This window comes from Streptomyces sp. ALB3, from assembly GCF_044385685.1.
Classification (GTDB): Bacteria; Actinomycetota; Actinomycetes; order Streptomycetales; family Streptomycetaceae; genus Streptomyces.
Window position 1 is genome coordinate 182,494 of the sequence record NZ_JBISCE010000032.1, and the last position, 25,873, is coordinate 208,366.

The 25,873-nt window shown below is 71.8% G+C and carries 25 protein-coding genes and 5 tRNA genes; 9 read left to right on the top strand and 21 right to left on the bottom strand.

From position 1 onward, the window contains the following. Positions 1-56 precede the first annotated feature (56 nt). Both ACHFIV_RS20225 and ACHFIV_RS20230 read right to left on the bottom strand, forming a co-directional pair. On the bottom strand, positions 57-878 hold the full coding sequence (locus ACHFIV_RS20225) for an aminotransferase class IV (protein WP_398970789.1): 822 nt from the start codon (positions 876-878) through the stop codon (positions 57-59). Next, positions 875-1,927, bottom strand: coding sequence for a chorismate-binding protein (locus ACHFIV_RS20230; RefSeq protein ID WP_398970792.1), 1,053 nt, complete (start codon positions 1,925-1,927; stop codon positions 875-877). Before ACHFIV_RS20230 ends, ACHFIV_RS20225 begins: the two co-directional genes overlap by 4 nt. Before the next feature lie 144 nt (positions 1,928-2,071). On the opposite strand from ACHFIV_RS20230, the gene ACHFIV_RS20235 reads away from it, so the two are divergent. The 5 genes from ACHFIV_RS20235 to ACHFIV_RS20255 all read left to right on the top strand — a co-directional run bounded on the left by ACHFIV_RS20235 (position 2,072) and on the right by ACHFIV_RS20255 (position 2,517). Next, a tRNA-Gly gene (locus ACHFIV_RS20235) sits at positions 2,072-2,144 on the top strand. 37 nt (positions 2,145-2,181) lie between these two features. Next, positions 2,182-2,255, top strand: a tRNA-Cys gene (locus tag ACHFIV_RS20240). A gap of 1 nt (position 2,256) precedes the next feature. Next, positions 2,257-2,328 (top strand) — tRNA-Val (locus ACHFIV_RS20245). A 19-nt stretch (positions 2,329-2,347) separates the two neighbouring features. Then, positions 2,348-2,419: transfer RNA gene (locus ACHFIV_RS20250), tRNA-Val, on the top strand. Between the two features lie 23 nt (positions 2,420-2,442). Beyond that, positions 2,443-2,517, top strand: a tRNA-Val gene (locus ACHFIV_RS20255). Between the two features lie 54 nt (positions 2,518-2,571). Here the strand turns inward: ACHFIV_RS20255 and ACHFIV_RS33210 are convergent. The 6 genes from ACHFIV_RS33210 to ACHFIV_RS20280 form a co-directional block, all read right to left on the bottom strand. Beyond that, positions 2,572-2,661: an MFS transporter small subunit gene (locus ACHFIV_RS33210; protein WP_413251899.1), complete on the bottom strand. Its 90-nt coding sequence runs from the start codon at positions 2,659-2,661 to the stop codon at positions 2,572-2,574. A gap of 7 nt (positions 2,662-2,668) precedes the next feature. Beyond that, entirely contained in the window at positions 2,669-4,018 is a 1,350-nt protein-coding gene (locus ACHFIV_RS20260; RefSeq protein WP_398970795.1) for an L-lactate MFS transporter, read from the bottom strand. Between the two features lie 129 nt (positions 4,019-4,147). Beyond that, positions 4,148-4,456 (bottom strand): TFIIB-type zinc ribbon-containing protein, encoded by a 309-nt coding sequence (locus ACHFIV_RS20265; protein ID WP_362929328.1) that lies wholly within the window; start codon positions 4,454-4,456, stop codon positions 4,148-4,150. A gap of 63 nt (positions 4,457-4,519) precedes the next feature. After that, positions 4,520-5,485, bottom strand: a complete 966-nt coding sequence (locus ACHFIV_RS20270) for a phosphotransferase family protein (RefSeq protein ID WP_398970798.1) — start codon at positions 5,483-5,485, stop codon at positions 4,520-4,522. A 211-nt stretch (positions 5,486-5,696) separates the two neighbouring features. Next, positions 5,697-5,903 carry a hypothetical protein gene (locus ACHFIV_RS20275; protein ID WP_398970800.1) on the bottom strand — a complete coding sequence of 69 codons (207 nt, stop codon included), beginning with the start codon at positions 5,901-5,903 and terminating at the stop codon, positions 5,697-5,699. Between the two features lie 348 nt (positions 5,904-6,251). Then, positions 6,252-6,509: a hypothetical protein gene (locus ACHFIV_RS20280; protein WP_398970803.1), complete on the bottom strand. Its 258-nt coding sequence runs from the start codon at positions 6,507-6,509 to the stop codon at positions 6,252-6,254. Positions 6,510-6,714: 205 nt separating this feature from the next. Here ACHFIV_RS20280 and ACHFIV_RS20285 point away from each other — a divergent pair, with 205 nt between their 5' ends. Then, the gene (locus ACHFIV_RS20285) at positions 6,715-8,094 is read left to right on the top strand and encodes a serine/threonine-protein kinase (RefSeq protein WP_398970805.1); all 1,380 of its coding nucleotides are present in this window, start codon (positions 6,715-6,717) and stop codon (positions 8,092-8,094) included. Here ACHFIV_RS20285 and ACHFIV_RS20290 read toward each other — a convergent pair. The 8 genes from ACHFIV_RS20290 to ACHFIV_RS20325 all read right to left on the bottom strand — a co-directional run bounded on the left by ACHFIV_RS20290 (position 8,067) and on the right by ACHFIV_RS20325 (position 18,953). Further along, a complete protein-coding gene (locus ACHFIV_RS20290; RefSeq protein ID WP_398970807.1) occupies positions 8,067-8,891 on the bottom strand; it encodes a TrmH family RNA methyltransferase in 825 nt (274 codons plus the stop codon). The genes ACHFIV_RS20285 and ACHFIV_RS20290 overlap by 28 nt on opposite strands. Positions 8,892-8,957: 66 nt before the next feature. Further along, entirely contained in the window at positions 8,958-10,211 is a 1,254-nt protein-coding gene (cobA, locus tag ACHFIV_RS20295) for a uroporphyrinogen-III C-methyltransferase (protein WP_398970810.1), read from the bottom strand. Between the two features lie 262 nt (positions 10,212-10,473). Further along, positions 10,474-13,836, bottom strand: coding sequence for a nicotinate-nucleotide--dimethylbenzimidazole phosphoribosyltransferase (gene cobT / locus ACHFIV_RS20300; RefSeq protein ID WP_398970813.1), 3,363 nt, complete (start codon positions 13,834-13,836; stop codon positions 10,474-10,476). A 331-nt stretch (positions 13,837-14,167) separates the two neighbouring features. Further along, positions 14,168-15,391 carry a precorrin-6y C5,15-methyltransferase (decarboxylating) subunit CbiE gene (cbiE, locus tag ACHFIV_RS20305; protein ID WP_398970815.1) on the bottom strand — a complete coding sequence of 408 codons (1,224 nt, stop codon included), beginning with the start codon at positions 15,389-15,391 and terminating at the stop codon, positions 14,168-14,170. Positions 15,392-15,508: 117 nt separating this feature from the next. Further along, positions 15,509-16,147: a GNAT family N-acetyltransferase gene (locus ACHFIV_RS20310; protein ID WP_398970818.1), complete on the bottom strand. Its 639-nt coding sequence runs from the start codon at positions 16,145-16,147 to the stop codon at positions 15,509-15,511. A gap of 142 nt (positions 16,148-16,289) precedes the next feature. Beyond that, positions 16,290-17,156, bottom strand: coding sequence for a MetQ/NlpA family ABC transporter substrate-binding protein (locus tag ACHFIV_RS20315; protein WP_398970820.1), 867 nt, complete (start codon positions 17,154-17,156; stop codon positions 16,290-16,292). A 70-nt stretch (positions 17,157-17,226) separates the two neighbouring features. Next, positions 17,227-17,898 (bottom strand): methionine ABC transporter permease, encoded by a 672-nt coding sequence (locus ACHFIV_RS20320; RefSeq protein ID WP_398970823.1) that lies wholly within the window; start codon positions 17,896-17,898, stop codon positions 17,227-17,229. Next, entirely contained in the window at positions 17,895-18,953 is a 1,059-nt protein-coding gene (locus ACHFIV_RS20325; protein WP_398970826.1) for a methionine ABC transporter ATP-binding protein, read from the bottom strand. Before ACHFIV_RS20325 ends, ACHFIV_RS20320 begins: the two co-directional genes overlap by 4 nt. A 574-nt stretch (positions 18,954-19,527) precedes the next feature. Between ACHFIV_RS20325 and ACHFIV_RS20330 the strand changes: the two genes are divergently transcribed. Beyond that, positions 19,528-19,887, top strand: a complete 360-nt coding sequence (locus tag ACHFIV_RS20330; RefSeq protein WP_398970829.1) for a hypothetical protein — start codon at positions 19,528-19,530, stop codon at positions 19,885-19,887. A 2-nt stretch (positions 19,888-19,889) separates the two neighbouring features. Continuing rightward, on the top strand, positions 19,890-20,342 hold the full coding sequence (locus ACHFIV_RS20335) for a hypothetical protein (RefSeq protein ID WP_398970832.1): 453 nt from the start codon (positions 19,890-19,892) through the stop codon (positions 20,340-20,342). A 21-nt stretch (positions 20,343-20,363) separates the two neighbouring features. Here ACHFIV_RS20335 and ACHFIV_RS20340 read toward each other — a convergent pair whose 3' ends face one another. The 3 genes from ACHFIV_RS20340 to ACHFIV_RS20350 all read right to left on the bottom strand — a co-directional run bounded on the left by ACHFIV_RS20340 (position 20,364) and on the right by ACHFIV_RS20350 (position 22,749). Next, positions 20,364-20,867 (bottom strand): GNAT family N-acetyltransferase, encoded by a 504-nt coding sequence (locus ACHFIV_RS20340; RefSeq protein ID WP_398970834.1) that lies wholly within the window; start codon positions 20,865-20,867, stop codon positions 20,364-20,366. 37 nt (positions 20,868-20,904) lie between these two features. Beyond that, the gene (locus ACHFIV_RS20345) at positions 20,905-21,474 is read right to left on the bottom strand and encodes a sigma-70 family RNA polymerase sigma factor (RefSeq protein ID WP_398970837.1); all 570 of its coding nucleotides are present in this window, start codon (positions 21,472-21,474) and stop codon (positions 20,905-20,907) included. A 111-nt stretch (positions 21,475-21,585) separates the two neighbouring features. Further along, positions 21,586-22,749, bottom strand: a complete 1,164-nt coding sequence (locus tag ACHFIV_RS20350; protein WP_398970839.1) for a glycerophosphodiester phosphodiesterase — start codon at positions 22,747-22,749, stop codon at positions 21,586-21,588. 230 nt (positions 22,750-22,979) lie between these two features. Between ACHFIV_RS20350 and ACHFIV_RS20355 the strand changes: the two genes are divergently transcribed. After that, on the top strand, positions 22,980-23,651 hold the full coding sequence (locus ACHFIV_RS20355) for a lysophospholipid acyltransferase family protein (protein ID WP_203185106.1): 672 nt from the start codon (positions 22,980-22,982) through the stop codon (positions 23,649-23,651). Positions 23,652-23,746: 95 nt separating this feature from the next. Here the strand turns inward: ACHFIV_RS20355 and ACHFIV_RS20360 are convergent, their stop codons facing one another. Both ACHFIV_RS20360 and ACHFIV_RS20365 read right to left on the bottom strand, forming a co-directional pair. Further along, on the bottom strand, positions 23,747-25,294 hold the full coding sequence (locus ACHFIV_RS20360) for an MFS transporter (RefSeq protein ID WP_398970842.1): 1,548 nt from the start codon (positions 25,292-25,294) through the stop codon (positions 23,747-23,749). Then, entirely contained in the window at positions 25,291-25,842 is a 552-nt protein-coding gene (locus ACHFIV_RS20365; protein WP_398970845.1) for a TetR/AcrR family transcriptional regulator, read from the bottom strand. Before ACHFIV_RS20365 ends, ACHFIV_RS20360 begins: the two co-directional genes overlap by 4 nt. Positions 25,843-25,873: the final 31 nt, after the last annotated feature.

Sequence of the window (25,873 nt, forward strand, 5' to 3'; positions counted from 1 at the left end):
CCGTCACCCTCTTTACGGATTCCGGTCCCGCTGAAGGACCTCCCGGCGGGCCCTCCTCACGGATCGAGGTCGTCCGCCGCGCGCTCGTCGAAGATCCGCATCGCCTTGGCCGTCACGGGTCCGGGGGCGCCGGGCAGCGCACGCCCGTCGATCCGGTGGACAGCCTGGATGTCGCGGAGTGTGGAGGTCAGGAAGATCTCGTCGGCCCGCGTCAGCACGTCCAGCGGAAGATCGGTCTCCTGCGCTCCCGTCCACTCGACGGCCAGGGCGCGGGTGATCCCCGCGAGGCATCCCGAGGTGACGGGAGGCGTGTGGATCCGGCCGTCGAGGACGACGAAGACATTGGAGCCGGTGCCTTCGCAGAGCTGCCCCACCGTGTTGGGGAAGAGTGCCTCCGAGGCGCCCTGTTCATGGGCCCGGGCGAGAGCGACGACGTTCTCGGCGTACGAGGTGGTCTTCAGGCCCGTCACCGCGCCGCGTTCGTTGCGCGTCCAGGGGACGGTCACCACGGCGGTGCTGTCGGGACGGCGGGCCGCCTCGCCGAGGGCGACGACCAGGCTGGGGCCGGCGTCGCCGCGGTCGGAGCCGAGCGGTGAGAGACCACCGGTGAAGGTGATCCGGAGCCGGCCGAGCTCCACGGGGTTCGCGTCGACGACCGCCCGCACGGCACGGCGGACCTCGTCGTGGTCGGGGCCGGCCAGGCCGAGGCCCCTGGCCGAGCGCGTCAGCCGGTCGAGGTGCCTGGTGAGGGCGAAGGGGCGGCCCCCGGAAACCCGGATCGTCTCGAAGACGCCGTCGCCCACGGTCAGCCCGTGGTCGAGCACGGACAGCCGGGCGTCATCGGCGTCCCGGAGTCCGCCGTTGACCCAAATCCTCATGACGCGGTCCTTCCTGTTTCCTCGTGGGCGCCCGACGCTACAGCGAGCAGCCGGGACGCCTTGAGCTCGGTCTCCGCCCATTCGCGCGCCGGGTCGGATCCCCAGGTGATGCCGGCTCCGGTACCGAAGCGGAGGAGCGGGGCGGGCCCGGTGCGGTCGATCCAGAAGGTCCGTATGCCGACGGCCAGTTCCGCGGTGCCCCGGTCGGCGTCCACCCAGCCGACCGCTCCGCAGTACGGGCCTCGCGGCGACGTCTCCAGGGCGTCGATGATCCGCAGCGCGCTGGACTTGGGCGCGCCGGTGACGGAACCGGGCGGGAAGGCCGCGGTGAGCAGCTCGGGCCACCCGGCGCCGTCGGCGAGCCGTCCGCGCACGGTGGAGACGAGATGGACGAGTCCCGGGTGCTTCTCCACCGCGCAGAGGTCGGGCACACCCACGCTGCCGGGGGCGCAGACCCGGCCCAGGTCGTTGCGGACCAGGTCCACGATCATCACGTTCTCCGCGTGGTCCTTCTCCAGCAGATCCGCCTCCGTGCGCCCGGTGCCCTTGATCGGTCCCGATTCGACGGTCCGGCCGTTCCGGGAGAGGAAGAGCTCGGGCGAGGCGGTGGCGATCTCCACGCCGTGTTCCGGCAGCCGGACCGTGCCCGCGTACGGAGCCGGGTTGCCTCGGGCGAGCAGGGCGGTGAGGGCGTCCACGTCGGCCCGCGGGCCGGGCAGCGGAGCGGAGAGGACCCGGCAGAGGTTGGCCTGGTAGACCTCGCCCGCCGCGATGTGTGCACGGATCCGGCGCACACCGGCCATGTAGGCGTCCCTGTCCAGTGAGGACGTCCAGTCCTCCGTTCCCGGACCCTGCCAGGCCCCGGGAACGGGGAGGGGGACCTCCTCGGACCGCACGGTGGCGAAGCGGGCGCAGACCAGACGGCCTTCGAAATCCGCGCACACCGCCCAGAAGCCGGATGATTCGAGAGCTGTGGGATCGCTGGTGACATCCCGCAGACCGGAGGCGACGAGGCCACCGAAGCGGGCAAGAGGGGTGAGGTCGCGCACGTGACCGAGTCTAGGGCGGCACGCGATGACCTGCGTCGGGCGACGGCGGCGCAGCACGCTGCGCAAACGCGTTTTTGTGCTGGCCCGGGAATCCGCTAGAGTTCAACACGTCGCCGGGACGCGCAAGCGGACCGGGAAAGACAAGCGGACGTAGCTCAGTTGGTAGAGCGCAACCTTGCCAAGGTTGAGGTCGCCAGTTCGAACCTGGTCGTCCGCTCGCAGAAGGTGGGGGATCTTCCCGAACCCCCACCCCTGGTGGAGTGGCCGAGAGGCGAGGCAACGGCCTGCAAAGCCGTCTACACGGGTTCAAATCCCGTCTCCACCTCCAAGGACGATTAGCTCAGCGGGAGAGCACTTCCCTGACACGGAAGGGGTCACTGGTTCAATCCCAGTATCGTCCACTGATCCGCAAGGATCCCCGCGCGATTAGCTCAGCGGGAGAGCGCTTCCCTGACACGGAAGAGGTCACTGGTTCAATCCCAGTATCGCGCACGCAGTACACGCAGGTTCACCCTGCGCGATTAGCTCAGCGGGAGAGCGCTTCCCTGACACGGAAGAGGTCACTGGTTCAATCCCAGTATCGCGCACCAGCCGAAACCCCCGGTCGTCTCGACGACCGGGGGTTTCGTCGTGGGCGGCGCGGTTCAGCCGGTGAAGAGCTGGGTGGCCTTGCGGGCGAGCTCGTAGAGGCCGTACGCGAACGGCACGGCGACCCAGAGCCAGACGAACACCATGAGGGGCTTACGACTGCTGGCGGACACGGGGGCTCCCTTCCGGTGCCTCGTGGAAGCGGGCGTGGACCGGGCGTATGCATTCGTTGGCGACGAAGCCGACGGCCAGCAGCCCGATCATGATCGTCAGCGAGGTCGTGTAGAGGCTGGGGCCGCTGTGCCCGGCCCGCTCCCCCGCGTCGGCGACCCGGTTGACGATCAGCGGTCCGAGCACCCCGGCCGTGGACCAGGCGGTCAGCAGGCGGCCGTGGATGGCTCCCACCTGGTACGTGCCGAAGAGGTCCCGCAGGTAGGCGGGAGCGGTCGCGAAACCTCCGCCGTAGAAGGACAGGATCACGAGCGCGCAGCAGACGAAGAGCGGCTTCGAGTCGTTGCCCAGCTGGGCGATGACCACGTACATCAGCGCACCCACGCCGAGGTAGACCCGGTACATGTTCTTGCGGCCGATCAGGTCCGAGGTGGAGGACCACAGGAGTCTGCCCCCCATGTTGGCCAGCGAGAGCAGGGCGACGAAACCCGCCGCCGCCGAGACCGAGACCGGGGCCGTCGTGTCCGCGAAGAAGTCCTGGATCATGGGCACGGCCTTCTCCAGGATGCCGATGCCCGCCGTGACGTTCATGCACAGGACCACCCACAGGCACCAGAACTGCGGCGTGCGCAGGGCGTTGCGGGCGGAGACCTGGGCGTTGGTGACGAGCCGGCGCGTCTCCTGCTTCGGCGCCCAGCCGTCGGGGAGCCAGCCGTCCGGCGGCACCCGTACGAGGAGGACGCCGAGTGCCATGAAGACGGCGTAGACGACTCCGTGGACGAGGAACGCCGTGGCGATGCCCGACCGGTCGGTGCCGAAGCTCTCGAGCATCCCGGTGGACCAGGGCGAGGCGATGAGGGCGCCACCACCGAATCCCATGATGGCGATGCCGGTCGCCATGCCGGGGCGGTCCGGGAACCACTTGATGAGAGTGGACACCGGGGAGATGTATCCGATGCCGAGGCCGATGCCGCCGATGAAGCCGTACCCGAGAACGACGAGCCAGAACTGGCCGGTTGCGGCGCCGAGCGCGGCGACGAGGAAGCCCGAGGAGAAGCAGACGAGGGAGACGGACATCGCCCAGCGGGGGCCGTTGCGTTCGACGAGCGTGCCACCGAAGGCGGCCGAGAGGCCGAGCATGACGATGCCCAGCTGGAAGGGGAGAGCACTGGCGGTGCCCGAGAGGCCGAGAGCGGATTCGAGCGGCGGCTTGAACACGCTCCACGCGTAGGCCTGTCCGATGGAGAGGTGCACGGCGAGCGCGGCGGGCGGTACGAGCCAGCGGCTCCACCCCGGGGGCGCGACAGTCCGGGACCTGTCGAGGAAGTTCATGGATCCGCACTCTAGGCATCAGTCATGGCCATGACTAGATCATGAGGGGAAGTCGGTCGACCGTATGCAATGCGGGCCCGGGCACAGACCCGGACCCGCCCTGCGGCACTACCCGCCCGGAAGACGCGGTCAGGAGCTGAACAGCATCCGGCCGAAGCTCTTCTGACGGTGGTGGCCGCCGTAGTGACCACCCTGGTGCGGCGCTCCCCACGCGGGGGCCGGCGCCGCGGGGTACGGCTGCTGAGCGGCGGGGTAGCCCTGCTGCGGGGCGGGCGGCGCGGGCGGGGCCTGCTGCGCCCACTGCGACTCAAGGCGGGTCAGGGACTCCAGCTCGCCGTAGTCGAGGAATATCCCGCGACAGCCGCTGCACTGCTCGATCTGCACACCGTTGCGGTTGTACGTGTTCATCTGCGCGTGGCACTTGGGGCACTGGATCATCGGGTGGACTCCTCAGGTCGTGGCGGCGTCGCCGGATACATGCCCGGCGGCACACGGTTCACCCTACGGCGCGTCGTCGGACGCCAACTCGGGTGGGAGGGACGCAATGCGGACACATGCGTCGATCATCAACTGTTCCACCTCATCCGGACTGCGGTCCTCCGCCATGGACTTGGCGAGGGCGAGGGCCGCCGTCTGCACGGTGAGCGCCCGTGCCGCCACGTCCAGGTCGGGCCACGGGTCGTCCCCGGCTCGTACGGCTGGGCCGTCCGCCGCCCGGTAGGCGTCGAGGAAACGCAGCCAGGTCCCTGGCGACAGCAGCCCTGCCGCGTACCACGCGGCGGGTCGTGCCAGGTCCCATGCGGGATCGCCGAGGCCCGCGTCGTCCAGGTCGATCAGCAGCCAGGGACCGTCCTGGGCGGGATGGCGTACGAGCTGACCGAGGTGCAGATCGCCGTGGCAGAGGAAGCCGCCCCGGCGCCCTGGCACCGGTGTCTCCCCGCGTGCCCAGCCGGGCAGCCCGCGCCAGGCGGCCAGTACGGGCGCGACAGCCGGATCACCGGGGCGGGCCGCGCACATCCGTGCCACCGCCCGGGCCGCCTTGGCCGGTCCGCGCATCGGGGGAAGCGGATGGGGCGGACGGGTGCGGTGCAGCCGCGCCAGGAGGAGGGCGGCCTCCTCCCAGGGCGCCGCGTCGGGGTCGGCGGGGTCGACGGGTACGCCGTACGGCCAGAGGCTCACGGTGCGGCCCTCGACGCTGCCGGAAACAGCACCGCCCGGGGCGGGGAGCGCCGGGAGCAGGACTCCCGCCAGCCGGGGGGAGGCGGCCAGCGCCAGGCGCGCGGCCAGGGCGGGCAGCTCGGAGTCGGCGGCGTGGGCCTTGGCGACGACCGGACCGCTGCGGACCACCGTGCCGTCCGGCCGGTCCGCGAGCACCTGGGGCGGGGCGCACGCGCACACCCTCGCGCCGGAGTGCGCGCTGTCGTGCGCGAGATCGCCCAGCACGCGCACGACGGAGGAGGTGGTCATCGGCTCGGCTCCCGGAAGGTGATCGGCCGGCCTTCCGGCCGGTCCCGGCGGCGATCGTACGCGGCCGCCCGCACCAGGGGCCGGACAGCGCGATGTCCGGCCAGCTCCCCAGCTGGCCGGACAAACGCTGCCGTCCGCCGCACCCCCGTCCCCACGGGGCTGTTGGCCGGATGTCCCGGTCCGGACCGCTCTTCCGGACCCGGGGCGCCGCTCAGCGCCCCAGCATCACGCCTACGGACGACGCCTGTGTGACCACTGCGTCCCAGCCGCCGAAGACGACGACCAGCAGGGCCGCCAGAGGAAGAACCATGGCTGTCGCCACCAGCGGGTGGCGCCTGCCGGACGGGCGTACGCCGAACGAGGTGTATGCCCTGCGTCCCTGCGTGCGGATCATGGTCCGCGTTGCCGTGTCCGCCATGGTTCCTCTCCTGACCTGTTCCGGAGCGGCGGGCGTCTGGCCTCGGGGGACGAGTTCCACGCCCGCCGCTTGACCTCAACACTAGGGAGGCGGGAGGCATCCGGCGTCATGCCCGCGTACCGAATGCCGGGCCTCCCGGAGGATGAGCCGGCGGACTCCGGCGTACTCCCCTGGGTGGAGATGCGGTGCCGATTCCGGCACCCGGCACCTAGGGGGTGTCCTCAGACCCCGGCGCGTGCAGGGTGCTCTCCGGTCCACGCCGTGCGACCCGGGGCGCGGCGGGCGGAGGATCTCCGGACCGGGCCCGGCCGCACCGGGAAGCCCGGCCGGCACGAGCCCGGAGGGAGGCTAGGAGTCCCGGTCACCGGTGGGCGGACGCTCGGAGGCGTCCTCCCGGGGGACGGGCTGTTCGACCAGGGCGAGCACCCTGGTCGCCATGAAGCGGGCGGTACGGACAACTGATCCACTTCGGGTGACTTCACTCACTTCCACCACACCCCGGCGGACCGCTGTCTCCACCCGCCGGCCTGCCCTGGAGGCCACCACTTCGTACGTCCTGGTCGTGTCACCCGCGTCCACGACTATTTCCACACGATCGCCCTTCATTGATCCAATCCCCCTTCTGCGACGGACCTTTGAGATCTCGCACGGGCCAGGGAGCCTGGATCCGCAGCTCCCTGACCACTTCTCCATCCTCCCACCGGGCACTGACAATCGATGGGCCGGTGAGGGCGCGGCCTCTGAGCGCGCCGCGCCACGGGTACGTAAGCTGTGCCTCGTCAGGCGGACCGGCAGCGGGGATGGGCAGACGATGGCGATGATGCGGCTCCGGCGCGAGGACCCGCGTGTCGTCGGCTCGTTCAGACTCCACCGGCGGCTCGGCGCGGGTGGCATGGGCGTCGTCTATCTGGGTTCCGACCGCCGGGGCCAGCGGGTGGCGCTGAAGGTGATCCGGCCGGACCTGGCGGAGGATCAGGAGTTCCGCTCGCGCTTCGCGCGCGAGGTGTCCGCCGCCCGGAGGATCCGCGGCGGCTGCACGGCCCGGCTGGTGGCCGCCGACCTCGAGGCGGACCGGCCCTGGTTCGCGACGCAGTACGTGCCGGGCCCCTCGCTGCACGACAAGGTCATCGAGGAGGGCCCCCTGCCGGCCGCCGAGGTGGCCTCGATCGGCGCGGCGCTGTCGGAGGGCCTGGTGGCGGTGCACGAGGCAGGTGTCGTCCACCGCGACCTGAAGCCGTCGAACATCCTCCTGTCGCCCAAGGGCCCCCGGATCATCGACTTCGGCATCGCCTGGGCGACCGGGGCCAGCACGCTGACCCATGTGGGGACGGCCGTCGGCTCGCCCGGTTTCCTGGCACCCGAGCAGGTGCGCGGCGCGGTGGTGACGCCCGCGACGGACGTGTTCTCGCTGGGTGCCACCCTGGCCTATGCGGCGACGGCCGACTCGCCCTTCGGGCACGGCAGTTCCGAGGTGATGCTGTACCGCGTGGTGCACGAGGAACCGCATCTCCTCGATGTGCACGACGCACTCGCCCCGCTGGTACGCGCGTGCCTGGCGAAGGACCCGGAGGAGCGGCCGAGCACGCTGCAGCTCTCCATGCGCCTGAAGGAGATCGCCGCGCGTGAGGCGCAGGGGCTGCAGGAGCGCCGGCCGCCCGCGCAGCGGAGCGCGCAGGAGCTCGACCGGCCGACGGGCCGGCTGGAAGGCCCCTACACCGAACAGGCGACCCGGCGCGCAGGTGGACCCGCTTCGGCGTCCCGCACCCCCGGGCGGCGCCCGTCCTCGTCCCGCCCGGCGGCCCCCCGCACCGGCGGCTCGCAGCCCCGGGCGTCGCGGGGCGGGCCGCGCTCCGGACAGCAGCCCCGGGGGCCGAAGGGTGCGCACACGAACGGCACGAACAGCAGGCAGGCCTCCCGGTCCGGCGTCCGGACGACCTCGGCCGGGAAGGGCGGTAAGAGGCGGCCCGCGAATCCGCGACTGCTGCGTCAGCGGCTCGTCGTCTTCGTCGTGGTCACCCTGCTGGTGGCCCTGGGGATCGCGGCCGCTCAGGGCTGCCAGGGCCCCGCACGCGGGCTGGGGGGCACGCCGTCACAGACGTACGACGGGGCGGCCGTCCGGCCGGAGCGGGGTGCGGCCGGCCCTGGGAGCGCGGCGCCTCCCGGTCAGGCGGACGCGGTCCGGGTGGCGTAGAAGGCCACGGCGGATGCCGCGGCGACGTTGAGGGAGTCGACTCCGGCGTCCATCGGGATACGCACGTGTGCGTCGGCGGCGGCGAGCGCGCCGGGGGTGAGGCCGTCGCCCTCCGTTCCGAAGACCAGAGCCAGCTTCTCGGGCCGGCGTGCGACGAGTTCGTCCAGGGTGATCGACGTGTCGCTGAGGCAGAGCGCGGCGGTGGTGAAGCCGGCCTCTCGCAGCAGGTCCAGGTCCTGGGGCCAGGACGTCAGACGGGTCCACGGGACGTGGAGGACGGACCCCATCGACACCTTGACCGCCCGCCGGTAGAGCGGGTCGGCGCAGCGCGGGGTGAGCAGGACGGCGTCGACGCCGAGAGCGGCCGCGTTGCGGAAGGCCGCTCCGACGTTGGCGTGGTCGACGATGTCCTCGAACACGGCGACCCGGCGTACGCTCCCCCGCTCGGGGCTCAGCAGCGTGCCGACGTCCGGGAGCGGTTCGCGCTCCATGGAGGCGAGGGCCCCGCGGTGCACGTGGTAGCCGGTGACCTGTTCGGCGAGGGCCGGCGTGACCTCGTACACCGGTGCCGTGGTCATGTCGATCACGTCGCGCATGACGCCGGTCCACTTGGCGGAGAGCATCATGGACCGCATCCGGTACCCGGCGTCCACCGCGCGGCGGATCACCTTCTCGCCCTCCGCGATGAAGAGGCCCTCCGCGGGCTCCCGCCGGCGCCGGAGCTCGACGTCGGTGAGGCCGGTGTAGTCGCCCAGACGCGGGTCGTCCGGGTCGTCGACGGTGATGAGTTCAGCCACGGGTGCTACTTGCCTTGTCGGGGAGTGGTGTGCGGTGTCGAGGGGGCCCGCCGGGCGGCGGGCCGCTCAGCCTTCCAGCCGGCCGGCCGGGTCCGCGCCGACGGCGACGACGTCGCCGATGACGATGACGGCCGGGGGCCTTACCTCTTCCGCGACGACGCGCTCCCCGACGTCCGCGAGCGTCGCGTCGACCCTGCGCTGGGCTGCCGTGGTGCCCTCCTGGACCAGCGCCACCGGAGTGGCGGGGGACTTGCCGTGGGCGATGAGAGCCTGGGCGATGGCGCCGATCTTGTCGACGGCCATCAGGAGGACCAGGGTGCCGCGCAGCTGCGCGAGCGCCTTCCAGTCGACCAGCGAGCGCGGGTCGTCGGGCGCCACGTGGCCGCTGACCACCGTGAACTCGTGTGCCACCCCTCGGTGGGTGACGGGGATCCCGGCCGCTCCGGGCACGGAGATCGAGCTGGAGATCCCGGGGACGACCGTGCAGGCGATGCCCTCGGCGGCCAGGGCCTGCGCCTCCTCCATGCCACGGCCGAAGACGAACGGGTCGCCGCCCTTGAGGCGGACCACCGACTTGCCGGCCTTGGCGTGGTCGATCAGTGCCTGGTTGATCGCCTCCTGCGCCATGTACCGGCCGTACGGGATCTTCGCGGCGTCGATCACCTCGACGTGCGGCGGGAGCTCGTCGAGCAGGTCGCGCGGGCCGAGCCGGTCGGCGATGACCACGTCGGCCTCGGCCAGGAGACGACGGCCCCGCACCGTTATCAGGTCGGGGTCACCGGGACCGCCGCCCACGAGCGCCACGCCCGGGGCGCGGGTGCGGTGGTGCGGGGCGGCGAGCGTGCCGTCGCGCAGCCCTTCGACGATGGCGTCGCGGACCGCGGCGGAGTGCCGGGGGTCGCGGCCCTGTGAGGTGGTGGTGAGGACGGCGACCGTGATGCCCGCACTGCGCCCGGTGGCCGGGGTCCACGCGGTGGCGGCCTCCGCGTCGTCACTCCGGACGCACCAGGTACGGGTCCGCTCCGCCTCGGCGGACGCGGCGTCGTTGGCGGCGGCGTCGGAGGAGGCGACGAGGGCGTACCAGGTGTCGGCGAGGTCGCCCTCCTGGTACCTGCGGCGCTCCCAGCGGATCTCACCGGTGTCGGCCATCGCTTCGACGGACGCGGTCGCGGAAGGGGAGATTAGCGTGATGTCGGCCCCGGCCGCGATGAGGGCGGGCAGCCGCCGCTGCGCGACCTGGCCACCGCCGACGACGACGACGCGGCGCCCGTTCAGGCGCAGTCCGACGGGGTAGGCAGGGTGATCGTCATACTCGGCCATGGTCGTGCGGGCTCCTCGTGCAGGGTGCGGTGTGCTGCGGGCCGCTGCGGCGGTGGAGCGGCGGTGACGTGGGCTGGGTGGGGCGGTGAGGCGTGGGACCACGATACGGGGTGGTGGGCCCCGGGGCCGGGGCGGTCCGACGGGTTCGCGGGCCGCCTCGGCCGGGCTTCGGCGTCCTGCCCGCCCTTCCGTGCCGGGCCCGGGCGGCCGGGAGGCCGTGGTGCCCGGACGCGCCGGTGGGCGCGTCCGGGCACGGTGGCGGTCACTTCTCCGTGACACCCGCGGAGTCGAAGGTCGCCACCTCGTGCATGGCGCGGGCCGCGCTCTGCACGATGGGCAGCGCGAGGAGTGCGCCCGTGCCCTCGCCGAGGCGGAGGTCCAGGTCGACGAGCGGGCGCAGGCCCAGCTTGTTGAGGGCCGCGACATGGCCGGGTTCCGCGCTGCGGTGCCCCGCGATGCACGCGGCGAGCGCCTCGGGGGCGATGGCGCGGGCGACCAGCGCCGCCGCTCCGGCACTGACGCCGTCGAGGATCACGGGAGTGCGGAGGGAGGCACCGCCCAGCAGGAATCCCGCCATGGCGGCGTGTTCCAGGCCGCCGACCGCTGCGAGTACGCCGATCGGGTCGGCCGGGTCGGGCTCGTGCAGGTCCAGGGCGCGGCGCACCACGTCGACCTTGCGGGCGTGCATCTCGTCGTTGATCCCGGTGCCGCGGCCGGTCACCTCAGCGGGGTCCATGTCGGTGTAGACACAGATCAGCGCTGCTGACGCGGTGGTGTTGGCGATGCCCATCTCGCCGGTGAGCAGGCCCTTGTTGCCTGCCGCCACGAGGTCGCGGGCGGTCTCGATGCCCACCTCGACGGCCGCGAGCACCTCTTCGCGGGTGAGTGCGGGTCCGGTGGTGAAGTCGGCTGTTCCGGGCCGGACCTTCCTGGGCAGCAGGCCGGGTGTCGCGGGGAGTTCGGCCGCCACACCCACGTCGACGACGCAGACCTCGGCACCCACCTGGGCGGCGAAGGCGTTGCAGACGGCGCCGCCTCCGAGGAAGTTGGCGACCATCTGGCCGGTGACCTCCTGCGGCCACGCCGTGACACCCTGGGCGTGGACACCGTGGTCACCGGCGAAGATCGCGACGGCGGCGGGCTCCGGGATCGGCGGCGGGCAGAGCCGGGAGAGTCCGGACAGCTGCGCGGAGATGATCTCCAGCATGCCGAGCGCGCCGGCGGGCTTCGTCATCCGCTTCTGGCGTTCCCAGGCCTCGCCGAGCGCCTTGGCGTCCAGGGGCCGGATGCCCGCGACGGTCTCCTGGAGGAGGCTGTGCGGCTCTTCACCGGGGAGCGCGCGACGGCCGTAGGTCTCCTCGTGGACGACCCAGGACAGCGGGCGGCGCTTGGACCAGCCCGCCTTCATGAGCTCGGGTTCCTCGGGGAACTCGTCGACGTATCCGACGCAGAGGTAGGCGACGACCTCGAGGTGCTCGGGCAGGCCCAGCGCGCGGACCATCTCCCGCTCGTCGAAGAAGCTGACCCAGCCGACGCCGAGGCCTTCGGCGCGTGCCGCGAGCCAGAGGTTCTCGACGGCGAGCGCCGAGGAGTACGGGGCCATCTGCGGCTGGGTGTGTCTGCCGAGGGTGTGGCGGCCCCCACGGGTGGGGTCGGCGGTGACGACGATGTTCACCGGCGTGTCGAGGATGGCCTCGATCTTCAGTTCCTTGAACTGCTTGGCGCGGGCCTTGGGCAGCGACTTGGCGTACGCCTCGCGCTGGCGCTGTGCCAGTTCGTGCATGGAGCGGCGCGTCTCCGCGGAGCGGATGACGACGAAGTCCCAGGGCTGCGAATGGCCGACGCTCGGCGCGGTGTGCGCGGCCTCCAGGACCCGCAGGAGCACCTCGTGCGGGATGGGGTCGCTGCGGAATCCGTTGCGGATGTCGCGCCGTTCACGCATCACCCGCAGGACGGCTTCGCGCTCGGCGTCGGCGTAACCGGGAGCGGGAGCGGGAGCGGAGGCGTGCGCTTCGGCTTCGGCCTCGGCCTCGGCCTCGGGGGAGACTTCGGCCTCGGTGTGGGCCGCGGCATCCTCTGCGGCGGCCTCTTCCGTCACGTCCTCGGCCGGCGCTTCCACGGGAGCGCCCTCGGGGAGGGCCGGCTCCTCGGCCGGCGGAGTCTCCGCCGGCAGGGGCTGAACCTCCGCAACCCCGGCCTCCGGGGTCTCGATGATCTCCGGCCCGGTGCCGGCCTCCGGCTCGACGGGCATTTGAGGGGCCTGCTGCGGCACGGCGACGGGCTCGGGAGCCGGCTCGGACTCCGCGACGGGCCCGGCCTGGATCTCGGGCGCCGCACCGGGCTGTTGGACGGCGACCGGTTCCGGGGCCTCCGGGGCCACCGTGGCCTCCGGCGTGGGCGGTACGGGCTCGGCGACGAACGGCGCGGGCTCCGGCGCGGGTTCGGCGGCCTGCCCGGGTTCAGTGGCGGGGGCGTCCGTCTCGGCCGCAGGCGTCGGGGCATCGTGCGGCGCCGTCGGCACTGATGCCGCCACGGGCACGAACTGCCCCGTCGGCGCGGCCGTGTCGGCGGTATCGGTAGGCGGTTCGACGGGGATCTCGGCGGGCGGCTCCGCCGGTGCGGCAACGGGTGCCTCGGTGAGGGCTTCCGCCGGTGCGGCAACGGGTGCCTCGGTGAAGGCTTCCGCCGGTACCGCAGCCGGTACCTCGGTCAGGACATCAGCCTCAGGCTCCTCGGCCGCTTCCGCCGTCGGCTCCGGGGCGACCGTTTCTGCGGACGGCTCGGGCGCGACCGGCTCGACGGCTCCGACTTCCTCAGCCGGCGCGACGTGCTCGGCCGCCGCGACGTGCTGAGCCGCCGCGACGTGCTCAGCCGGCGCGACGTGCTCGACAGGGACGACGGGCTCCAGCGGCGCGTCGGGGACCTCTGGCTGCGGCGCGGGCGCGGAGTCAGCGGCCGGCTCAGGAACGGAAACCGGCTCAGGAGCCGGGGCGGGCGCGGGAACAGCGGCCGGCTCGGGAGCGGTCACCGGCTCAGGAGCCGGGGCCGGCGGGGGCGGTCCCCACGCGGGCGCGCCCTGCGGCGGGATCTCGCCCAGTTGCGGGCCCGGCAGCGCGGAGGCGTCATCCGCCGGGACGTCGAAGTACTCCGGCCCCGTCGTGGGCGGTCCGGCGTGTCGCACGGGCACCTGATGCTGCGGACCGGCCGGCCCCCGGTCCGCGAGCGAGCGGACCACTCCGCCGGTGGGCGTGCCCCCGTACGAGGGCGCCTCGGTGGACGCGGGGCCCCGGTGCAGCGGACGCCGGGCCGGAGCGGCGGCAGCCGGGACCTGTACGGGCGTGTGTGCCGGGGTCTGTGCGCCGTTGAGTCCGGCGGCGCCGGGCGCGTGCGTGCCGTTCGCGCTCTGGTCGTACGCCGGGAACTGTTCGGGGAGCCCCGCCTGCGCGGCCGGAGCATCGCTCCACGCGCCCTGGGACGCGGGCATCAGGAGGAGGTCGTCGTCCTCGGCTGTGTGCTCGGAGGGTTCGAGGTAGGTGTAGGCGTCCGGGGCGGGGACGCCCGGCTGCTCCACCATGCCTGCGTTCTCCGGCAGTCCCTCGCCCGGGATCTGGCCGGTGTCAGTCATGCGTACCCCTCGCCCATCGTCAGTGCTCCTTCGCCCTTCGCCCGGGATGCCCGAACCACGGCACGCCGGTGCTCGTCAACAAGAACGAGCGGGCTCCCCGCGCGGCACGAAACGCGCGCGCAGGTGTACATTCTCGCGGCCGTTCGCCGCCGCGACAGACACTTCTGCCTCGGCTCGCTGTGGACTGCGCCACGTTGCGCGTCCCCCGGTTACGCCGTACCACGTCGCGGAACAAAACGGTCCACTTTTCCGGACATTGACGAACGAACCGTCGAACAGCCGGGCGCGGTACAACAATCGGTCAGCCTACCTCGCGCTCCCCCGCAACGCTTCAGGGGGCGAGGCCGGGACGCACCGCGGAAAGCAGGAACACGACGGAGCGTTCACGCTCCGCCCAGGCGGAGGTGTCCATCTCGACGGACTGCAGGAGCGCGCACTCGACCGTGTACCCGTTCTCCGTGAGTGCGGCACCCAGCGCCTCCACCTCGTCCCGGTTCGCGGCATGGGTGACGATGCGTTCCGGCCGCCGGTCGGCCACCGCCGTCACCACGGGCACGCCTCCCCCGCCGATGCGTACGACATCGGGCTCCGGAAGACGCTCCAGCACGTGCGGTGCGGTACCCCTGACGACCTGGACGCCCACCTGGAAGGTGCGGGCGGCCGTCACCGTACGCGCGCAGGCGTCGGGGTCCTTGTCCACGGCGAGCACGGCGGCGCCGAAGCGGGCGGCCTCGACGGCGAGTGCTCCGCTGCCGCAGCCGATGTCCCAGACGAGGTCACCGGTGCGTGGCCCGAGGCGGGCCAGCTGGGCGGCGCGCAGGCCGGGTGACTCCCCTTCGCCGCCCTCGCCCGCGCCGCCGTACGAAGCGGCGGGCAGCCCCCAGCCCCGCACGCCCTCGGGGTGGTCGGGGCGCCGGCCGGCTATCCAGGCGCCGTGGGCGGTCGTCTCGGGACCGCCGCCGATGACGATGACGACGTTGGGGTCGCGCCAGGTGTGGTCGGCCGTCTTGTCGGACGTGAGGACGGTGACCCGCTCGCGCACGGTGCCGAGCTCCTCGCAGATCACGAAGGTGCGGTGGACGCCTTCGAGCAGCAGGGCGAGCTCGGCGGGCCCTGCGCCGGGGGACGTGAGCACGGCCACCTTGTGGTGGGCGCGGATGACGTTGACCGCGCGGCGCAGGGTGCGGGGGTGCGCGACGACGATCTGTGCGTCGTCCCACGGCATTCCGGCGCGGGCGAAGGCGGTCGCGACGGAGGAGACGGCGGGGACCACCTCGACCTCGAGACCGTGTTCGGGCTTGCGCAGGGTGCGTACGACGCCGAAGAAGCCCGGGTCGCCGTCGGCGAGGACCACGGCGCTCCCCCGGTGCCCGGCGATCCTGCGGGCGGCCAGGTCGACGCTGCCGAGACGGATGCGTTCCGCGCGCTCGGGCACTTCGGGCAGCGCGAGGTGGTGGCCGGCGCCGGCGACGAGCGTGGCGGCCGAGAGCGCGGCCGTGGCCGCTCTGGTCAGTGGCGAACCGTCCCAGCCGATCACCGTGACCCGGTCGGCCATCGTCGTCAGTCTCCTGGATGTCAGCAGGCGGGGCTCCCCGCGGGATGGGCGGGGCAAGGGTGAGCGTATCCGGTCCGTACCAACGCCCCGCCGGGGGCTCCCGAAGCCGGGCGGAGGTCAGTTCCAGTCGTTGTACGTGCCGTAGCCGCCGGCGTCGGCCAGTTGCTCCGCGACGCCCTCCAGGTCCTCGGGCAGGAGGCCCCAGACGATGAGGTCGGTCCTGATGTCGGCCCAGCCTCCGTCCTCGGTGGCGGTCCTGGCTATGCGGGCGTTGCGCAGGACTCCCTCACTGATGCAGCCCAGTTTCTGGGCGACCTGCTGGGAGGCGGTGTTGCCGGCGGGGGTGCGCAGCTCGATCCGCTCGAAGCCCTGGTCGCGGAAGAGCCATTCGGCGAGGGCCAGCACGGACTCGGTGGCGTATCCCTCACCGCGCGCCCAGGGGGCGGTGATGTAGCGGACCTCGGTGGCCAGGGTGCGCCGGTCGGTGTTGAGGAGCCGTACGGAGCCGACGAGGCGCTGGGTGAGGAACTCGGTGACGGCGAGGACGATCCCGTTGCCCTGGGTGCGCTCGGCCGGCGCGATCCTGCGGACCCAGCGTTCGGCGTCCACCTGGGTGTAGGGGTGCGGTGCGTCGGTCCACGCGGTGACCAGCTCGTCGTTCATCATCTCGATGTACGCCGGGACGTCGGCCATGTCGAAGGGGCGCAGCACCAACCTGTCCGTGCTGATGGAGATGGACGGGAAGGTGGTAGTCATGCGCAGCTCCATGCCGAAGACCGTGTAAAGGCACCAGCATGCAGCATCGGGCCGTGGATGTGCATGGCCGGGTCCGCACGGCGGAGCCCCGCACACCCTGGTGCGGGCGTGCGGGGCTCGTCGTGCAAGTGACGTCCGGGAGTCAGGACTTGGCGGGCGCGCCGAAGGCCGGGATGATCGAGCCCTTGTAGGTGTCCTCGATGAACTTCTTGACCTCGTCGGAGTTCAGGAGCTTCACGAGCTTCTGGACGCGGGGATCCTCCTCGTTGCCCGCCTTGACGGCCAGGAGGTTGGCGTACGGGTTGCCCTCCGCCTTCTCCAGCACCAGGGAGTCCTTGCCGGGCTGGAGGTCGGCCTCGATGGCGTAGTTGCCGTTGATGACCGCGGCGTCGACGTCGTCCAGGGCGCGCGGCACGGTCGCGGCCTCGATCTCCTTGAACTCCAGGCCCTTCTTGTCCGTGATGTCGCTGAGCTTGGCGTTGGTGCCGACGCCGTCCTTGACGGTGATCAGCCCGTTCTCGGCGAGCAGCTGGAGCGCCCGGCCCTCGTTGGTGGTGTCGTTCGGGACGGCGACGGTCTGGCCGGCCTTGATGTCCTTGATGTCCTTGGCCTTCTTGGAGTAGAGGCCGAGGGGTTCGAGGTGGACGTTCACCACCGGGACGATGTGGGTCTTGTTCTTCTGGTTGAAGTCGTCCAGGTAGGGCTTGTGCTGGAAGAAGTTGGCGTCGACCTGGCCGTTCTCGGTGGCGGTGTTCGGCAGGACGTAGTCCGTGAACTCCTTGACCTCGAGCTTGAGGCCCGCCTTGTCCGCCAGGTTCTTCTTGACGTAGTTCAGGATGTCGGCGTGCGGCGTCGGGGACGCGGCGACGACCAGGGCCTTGGAGGTGTCCGCGTCCGCGCCGGTCCCGCCCTTGGCGGCCGGGTCGGAGTCGGTGCCGCAGGCGCTGAGGCCGAGGGCGAGGGCGGCGGTGGCTGCCGCGGCAGCGGTGATCTTGATGTTCCTGCGCACGAAGAGTGCCTCTTTCCGGTGGTGATGATGGTGCGCCCGGACAAGGAGTCCGGACCTGGGGGATGAGGTTTCAGGAGGTGGTGCGTCCCCGGCGGGTCAGCAGGCGTACGGCTCCGTCGCCGATCAGCTGGACCACGGTCACGATGACGATGAGCAGCGCGACGGTGATGAGCATGAACTGGTCGTCGAACCGCTGGAACCCGTAGGTGACGGCCTTGGAGCCGAGCCCTTCGCCGCCGACCGCGCCGGCCATCGCGGAGTAGCCGATGAGGACGATGACGGTGGTCGTGACGCCGGAGACGAGCGAGGGCAGTGCCTGCGGGAGCAGGACCTTGCGGACGATCGTCGGGATGGACCCGCCCATCGACTGGACGGCCTCGACGAGCCCGTGGTCGACCTCACGCACCGCTGTCTCGACGAGCCGCGCGAAGAACGGGATGGCTCCGACGGCGAGCGGCACGATCATCGCGGACGGGCCGATGAAGGTGCCGACGACCCAGGTCGTGAAGGGGATCAGGGCGATCAGCAGGATGATGAACGGCAGGGAGCGGCCGATGTTCACGATCACGCCGATGACCTTGTTCACCACGATGTTCTGCAGCAGTCCGCCCTTGTCGGTGAGGACCAGCAGAAGGCCGAGCGGCAGTCCGCCGGCGACGGTGACGAGGGTGGACCAGAGCACCATGTAGAGGGTGTCGATGGTGCCCTGCGAGAGCAGTGGCTGCATTTCGGACCAGGTCACTTCGCCACCTCCTTGGTGGTCTGGGCGGGGATGCCGGCGTTTTCGGCGGGGGCGCCTTCGACGATCTCGGCCTGGAGTCCCTGCTCGCGCAGGAAGCCGATCGGTACGACGTTCTCCTCGAAGCGGCCGGGCAGCTCGATGCGCATGCGGCCGATCTGCTTGCCGCCGACGGTGTCCATCGCGGCACCGAGGATCGAGATGTCGATGTTGTAGGTGCGGGAGAGCTGCGAGATCACCGGCTGGGCCGCGGCCTCGCCGTGGAAGGTCACGTCGACGACGGTGGAGCCGGGGGCGGCCGCGGTGCCGCCGACGGGGAACAGCTCGTGCGCCAGCTCGGAGCCCGGGGTGGCCAGGAGCGAGCCGACGGTGCCCGACTCGACGATCCGGCCCTTCCTCATCAGGGCCGCCGAGTCGCAGACGGTCTTGACGACCTCCATCTCGTGCGTGATGAGCAGGACGGTGAGGCCGAGCTCCTGGTTGAGGTCGCGCAGCAGCTGCAGGACCGAGCGGGTGGTCTCCGGGTCCAGCGCGGAGGTCGCCTCGTCGGAGAGGAGCACCTGCGGGTCGCCCGCGAGGGCGCGGGCGATGCCGACGCGCTGCTTCTGTCCGCCGGAGAGCTGACCGGGGTAGGCCTTCGCCTTGTCGGCGAGACCGACGAGGTCGAGGAGCTCCAGCGCCTTGCGGGTGCGTGCCTGCCCGGACAGTCCGAGGATCTCCAGGGGGAGCTCCACGTTGTCGCGGACGGTGCGCGAGTCCAGGAGGTTGAAGTGCTGGAAGACCATGCCGATGCGGCTGCGGGCCCGTCGGAGCTCCCTGCCCGCGCGGCGGCCCCGGCCCGCGAGGGCCGTGAGGTCCTGTCCGGCGACGGTCACGGTGCCCGAGGTGGGGCGTTCGAGGAGGTTGACGCAGCGGATGAGGGAGGATTTGCCGGCGCCGCTCTGTCCGATGACGCCGTACACCTCTCCTTCGCGGACGTGCAGGTCCACGCCGTCCAGGGCGGTGACCTCACGGCCTCGTGACTGGTAGACCTTCGTGAGGCCCGAAGTGGTGATCACAGGGTTTCCGTCACTGTCGAGTGCGCGGCGCGGTGTCCGCCGGGCACGGGGCATTCGTCTGGTGAGACTTTTCTCAGTGGTCGACCGGTGGGAGTCTCGGCATGGCCCGGTTCCGGCGGGGGCGCCGGGCGCGGGGCATGCCCGTGCCTGCTCGGTCCGCTGGGTGCGGACGGCACTGGCTCGGTCTCGCTTCGGGGCGCGAGGCTCAGGCGGGGGCCCTCAGAAGGCGCGCATTCGACACATACAACGAGCACCGGGCGTCGGGATCGCCTCGGTCGCAGGGCTGCGGTAGCTCGTCGTGGTCATGCCCCAAGTAAAACAGACGTAACGTTCCAGCAGCCCACCGTGTCCGTATAGCGGACGGAGATGGACGGGCGCGCCGCCGCGTCGGCCTTCCCGCACTCACCGCTTTGACCTGCGTAAACACGAGTCCTCTCGGATCACCGCGCAGACGGCGACGCGAGCGTGCCGGGGACGCCCTGTGGCAAAGGCCACGATTCCTGGACGCGCCTCCACGGGCCCGGCGAGGAGGCCCGCACGCCGTTGTCCGGCCCGTCCGTAATACCCTCACTGCATGCTTGACGCCCTGACGGTCGCGGTCGCCGTGACCGCGCTCGCCCTCGCCGCCTGGTGCGGATTCGCCGCCTACCGGGACCAGCCCACGAAGGACTGGCACTTCATCGGCATGGCGGTCGTCACCGTGCTGGCGTCGGCACAGCTGCTCGTGGGGATCGTGCAGCTGGCGCGCGGTGAGCGGCCCGACCAGGGCATGACCATCTTCATCGCCTATCTGATCGGCGCCTTCGCGGCCGTGCCCGCGGCGGGTTTCCTGTCGCTGTCGGAACGGACCCGCTGGGGTTCGGCGACGGTGGCGGCCGGCGCGGTCGTGCTCGCCGTCCTCGAAGTGCGGCTCTACGACATCTGGGGAAGCTGACCATGCGCGACACCGACCGCACGGAGGCACCCGTCTCCCCGGACACGGCCCCGGGGGGCAAGCAGCGCTTCGAGCTCGGCACCGGACCGGGCCGGCTACTGGTCTGGTTCTACGGGGTCTTCACGGTGGCCGCCGCGTCCCGCGCGATCGTCGAGATGATCATGGACTTCGGCAAGGCCCCGCTCGCGTACACCCTGTCGGCCGTCGCCGCCCTGGTGTACGGGTTCATCACGTACTCCCTGGTACGGGGCGGCGAGAAGGCGCGCAGGGCGGCACTGGTGTGCTGCGCGGGCGAGCTCGCGGGGGTGCTGGTCGTCGGCACCTGGACGCTGCTGGAACCCTCCGCCTTCCCGGACAGCACGGTGTGGTCGGGATTCGGCATGGGTTACCTGTTCATCCCGGTGATCCTGCCGGTCACCGGGATGATCTGGCTTCGCCGCGCCCGGAACGACTGAGACCGGGCTCGCGGGAACGGTTCAGGCGCTGGCCACGTAGGCCGGCGCGGCTGCGTCCTTCTCCAGGAGGACCATCCGGACGCCGTCGCCTCCCGTGGCGTTGCCGACCCGGGCGTAGCCGGCCCTGCGGTAGAGGCGCAGATTTCCCTCGCTGCGCTCCCCCGTGTGCAGGCGGAACCGGGTGGCCGAACGCCCGTCCGCGAGCCCGGATTCCGCGGCGCGCAGGAGACGCGTGCCGAGGCCGTGGTTGCGGAGCCTGGGGTGCACGCAGAGCTTGCCGATCCGGCCCGCGCCGTCCGCGTCGGTGAAGCCGCGTACCGAGCCCACGACTTCGTCGCCGAGCCGGGCCACGAACACCAGGTCCGAGGCGACTTCGTCCCGGACGGATTCGAGGGTCTGGACGAGCGGATCGATCCGGTAGTTGCCGTAGAGCTCCGCCTCGCTCTGGAAACAGAGGTACTGGAGTCTGAAGATCTGCTCGACGTCCTGTGCCGTCGCCGCCGAGATGGTCACACTCATGCCCATGTGTGCATGCCTCCCGCTCACCTGATCCACCGGTTGTCTACCGCTCCTTTCCCCGCAGTTCAGGAGCTACAACCTCCGCCGCGAGCATTCTGCGCAGACATCCAAGGCATCGGGAACGCATAGGGCCCAAACTCCCCTGTGACATACCCAACTCCCCTGCGATCTCCCGGTACGTCGGATCGTGGGGAGCCAGCATCGCCGCGAGTAAGCGCGGGCACCTCCCGGGCAGCCGCCCCACCGCGACGCGCAGCGCGCGGCGTTCGTCGGTCCCCACCGCGATCCGCTCGGGACAGCCGGCCCAGTCACCGGGGGACTCGCCGGCGGTGAAAGGGCGTTCGCGCCTCGCCCTGCGCCGGGCCATGCGCGCCTCCGCCCGCACGGCGGTGCGGACCCAGCGGGCGGGGTCGGCCGGCACGTCCGGCCATGTCCGGCGCTCCAGCAGGCGCAGCCACACCGCCTGTTCGAGGTCCGCGGCCTCGGTCCCGGCGGCCTGGGCTTCGGCCGCCGCCTCCGCGCGGACCAGCGCGTGCAGGGTGCGCACGGCCTCCCGCCGGTGACCGCCCGGGTCCTCGGCCGGGACCGCGGGAGCATGATCAAGAAGAGTCATGCCCCGTCAACGCCCCCCATGTGCGGCGGGTTGCCGCGCACGGGGAGCTCCACCCGACCGGGGTACGCGTGCCGGGCGGCTGACGCGCCCGTTCCTGCCCCGGGACCTCGGTCAGTCCCGCGCGAAGTCGGCCGCGGCGAGCAGGGCGGTGTCCGGGTGGTCGGAGAAGATGCCGTCGATGCCCGTCTCGAAGTACGTCCGGAGGGCGCCGAACACGTCGCCGTACGCGTTCGGGTCCGTGCCGCGCCGGAAGTCCGCGGGCAGGAAGGTGTTCTCGTTGCGCATCGTGTACGGGTGCAGGACCAGCCCCCGGGCGTGCGCGTCGGCCACCAGTGCGGTGGGGGAGGTCAGCCGTCCCGCGCCGTCCCTCGGGATGACCAGGTCCAGGGTGGGGCCGATGCCCTGGGCGAAGGAGGCGATCCACTTCAGGCCGGCGGGCTTCACCAGGTCGGCGACGGTTCTGGGGTCACCGGCTTCGACGAAGTCCCAGGGCCGCTCCTTCGGGCCGGACAGCAGGACGACGCGGGGCGTGGCGACCAGCTCCGACATGCGCCGCATGGAAGTCGGCTCGAAGGACTGGAGTATCAGTGCGGAGTTCGCCCGGTGCCGGCCGTGACGGCGCAGCAGCCTGGCGAGCGGCTCCTCCAGGCCGAGTCCGAGACCCCTGAAGTAGGAGGGGTGCTTGGTCTCGGCGTAGAGCCAGACGGCCCGGCCCCGCCTGCGGCCCTCCTTGTCGGCCCAGCGCAGTACCTCCTCGAAGGTGGGGATCTCCCAGCGGCCGTCGTACACCGTGTTCTCCTGGCGGTTGCCGGGGATCCGCTCCTTCGCCCGGAGGGTCTTCAGCTCCGCGAGGGTGAAGTCCTCGGTGAACCAGCCGGTGAGCGACACCCCGTCGACCTGCTTGGTGGTCCTGCGGCTCGCGAACTCGGGGTGGTCGGCGACGTCGGTGGTGCCGGTGATGTCGTTCTCGTGGCGGCAGACCAGGTGGCCGTCCTTGGTCGGCACGAGGTCCTGTTCGACGATGTGCGCGCCCATGTCCAGGGCCAGCTGGTAGGACCCGAGGGTGTGTTCGGGGCGGTAGCCGCTGGCGCCCCGGTGGCCGATGACGGTGGGCACGGGCAGGCTCCGGTAGGAGCTGCCGGCGGCGCCGCGTCCCTCCGGGGCGACACGCCCGGAGGCCTGGGCCGCGCCGGCGCCTCCGAGGGCCGTGGTGCCGAGGACGGCCGCCCCGAGGAGTGCCCGCCGGGCGGGCCCTGTCTGCGCGCGCTCTGTCATGAATGCTCCTCGCGTGTGATGTACGGCACCTTCGGGGGGCTCGATCGTAGGCAGCTACGCCATCGGAGGGGCATCCCGTGGACGAACATGGCGGAAACACACGTCAACACCGCGTATCCACTGGGTGAACCCGATGTGCGGAGAGGCAGTACCCGCGAGTATCGTCCTCACCTGCACAGACCCTCGCGAATTCCCGCCCCGGCCGCCCGGCCACGACACCGGAGGATGCGTTGTCCCGACTCACGGTCATCAAGGCAGTGCTCGGACCGATCCTGCGCCTGCTCTTCCGGCCCCAGGTGGAAGGCGTCGAGAACATCCCGGGGAACGGTCCGGTGATCCTCGCCGGCAACCACCTGACGTTCATCGACTCGATGATCATGCCGATCTGCTGCGACCGGCCGGTGTACTACATCGGCAAGGACGAGTACGTCACCGGCAAGGGCCTCAAGGGCCGTCTGATGGCCTGGTTCTTCACCGGCTGCGGCATGATCCCGGTGGACCGGGACGGCGGCCGCGGGGGTGTCGCGGCGCTGATGACGGGACGCCGGGTGCTGGAGGAGGGGCACGCCTTCGCCATCTACCCCGAGGGCACCCGCTCCCCCGACGGCCGGCTGTACCGGGGTCGCACCGGGATCGCGCGGCTGACCCTGATGACCGGTGCTCCGGTCGTGCCCTTCGCGATGATCGGCACGGACAAGCTGCAGCCGGGCGGCGCCGGGCTCCCCCGCCCGGGCAAGGTCACCGTCCGCTTCGGTGAGCCGATGGAGTTCTCGCGCTACGAGGGCATGGACCGCGACCGCTACGTCCTGAGGGCGGTCACCGACTCCGTCATGGCCGAGGTGATGCGGCTGTCCGGCCAGGAGTACGTCGACATGTACGCCACGAAGGCCAAGGCCGCCTGAGCCGGACGGGTGACTCCGGCCCCGGCGCGTGCGCGCCGGGGCCGCTCGTCCGCGGCGGATCCGGGCCCCGCTCCCCCGTCGGCGTCCCGGGCCGCTCATTCGTCGGGGATGATGCCGTCCTCCAGCTTCTGGTCCCGGAGCAGGAACCACGCGGCGACGGCGGTGGCGAGCAGTACCACCGCGCCGACCGCCGCGGACACCCGCAGGCCGTTGACGAAGGCCTCCTGAGCCGCGGCGACGAGCTCTTCCCCCTGGCGCGCCGGAAGGTGCTCCGCCGTCTCCACGGCTCCGCCGAGCGACTCGTGGGCCGCGGTCGCGGCGTTGACGGGGATGCCGCCGGGGGTCCCGAAGTCCTTGTAGACGCCCGTGACGATGGAGCCGAGCAGAGCGATGCCGAGGGCGGCGCCGAGCTCGTAGGCCGTCTCGGACACCGCTGAGGCGGAGCCCGCCTGCTCCTTCGGGACGCTGGAGAGAATCACGTCCGAGGTGACGGTGAAGGCGAATCCCGCGCCGACGCCCACGACCAGGAGCAGGATCCCGATCAGCGGGTAGCCGGTCTCCTTGTGGATCACCGTGACCACGGCGAGCGACACACCGATGGCGCCCAGCCCGACGGCCACCACGGACCGTACGGAGTAGCGGCGTGCGACCCTCCCCGCCAGCAGACCGGCGGTCACCGCGCCCACCGCCGCGGGAAGTTCGGCGAGCCCGGCCTCGAGCGGGCCCCGCCCCTGGACCAGCTGCAGGAACTGGGACAGGAAGAAGACGATGCCGGACAGGCCGAGGATCGTCAGCAGGTCGGCCAGTACCGCGCCGGAGAACCCCCGGTGGTGGAAGAGCCGCATGTCCAGCAGCGGGGCCGGGAGCTTGAGCTGACGGCGTACGAACCAGGCGAGTGCCAGCGCGCCGCCGACGGCCACCAGGGCGGTCGGCAGGCTCACCCCGTGCGCGGCCAGCTCCTTGATGGCGTACACGACGCCGATCATGCCGACCAGGGAGAGTCCGACGCTGAGCAGGTCCCAGGGGCCCGGCGCCGGGTTCTTCGATTCGGGGATCATCCTGATGCCCACGGCGACGAGCACCGCCATCACGGGGAGGTTGATCAGGAAGACCGATCCCCACCAGAAGTGCTCCAGCAGGAGCCCGCCCACGACCGGCCCGACAGCGGCGCCCGCCGCCGCCATCGCGCCCCAGATGCCGACGGCGAGGCTTCGTTCGCGCGGGTCGTGGAAGAGGTTGCGGATCAGCGCGAGCGTGGACGGCATCAGGGTGGCGCCCGCGACGCCGAGCAGCGCCCTGGCCAGGATCATCATCTCGGGGCTCGACGCGTAGGCGTTGAGGACGGAGACCGCGCCGAACGCGGTGGCGCCGGTCAGCAGCAGCTTCTTGCGGCCGATGCGGTCGCCGAGGCTGCCCATCGAGACCAGGAGTCCGGCGATGACGAAGGAGTAGACGTCGCCGATCCAGAGCAGCTGGGTGCCGGTCGGCTCGAGGTCCTCACTGAGGAACGGGGTGGCCAGGCCGAGTACGGTCGCGTCGACGGCGACCAGCAGCACGGCCAGGACGAGCACGGTGAGGGCGATCCACCGTCCCGGATGGTGCGGATCGCCGGTGACGCCGGCCCTCGAGAAGGTGCTGCTCATTTCTCCACGCTCCGGCGTGCTCCGCCCAGGAGCAACTCGACGATCATGTGGGGGAAGTCCTGCGCGGCGACCCGGCCGGTCTGTACCGACCACGCGCAGCTGCCGATCAGGCCGTACAGGGCCTCGGTCAGCCAGGCCGGGGTGAGGTCGATCCGGAACTCGCCGCGCTCCTGGCCACGCCTGAAGAAGGCCGAGACCCGGGCGTCGAGGCGGCTCCAGCCCTCGTTGACGTCGTCGCCCTCGAAGAGCTGGTTCTCGGTGACGAGGAAGGACAGCAGTCCCGCGCTGGGCTGGACGGCTGTGATCAGCCGCCGCAGCCCGTCCTCGGCGCTGCCCTCGCCGAGCCCTGCCGCGTCCAGAGCGGCCTCGAACTCCCGGATGCCGAGGTCTTCCAGCGCTCCGACCAGTGCGTCCCGCCCGGCGAAGTGCCGGTGCAGGGTGGCACGGCCGATTCCCGCGGCCCGGGCGACCTCGTCCATGGTCGCCGTGGATTTTCGGGTCAGCAGAGCGGCGGCACTGCGCAGCACCTTCTCGCGATCAAGAGACATGAGACGACACTAACCCATTTGAGACATCAGA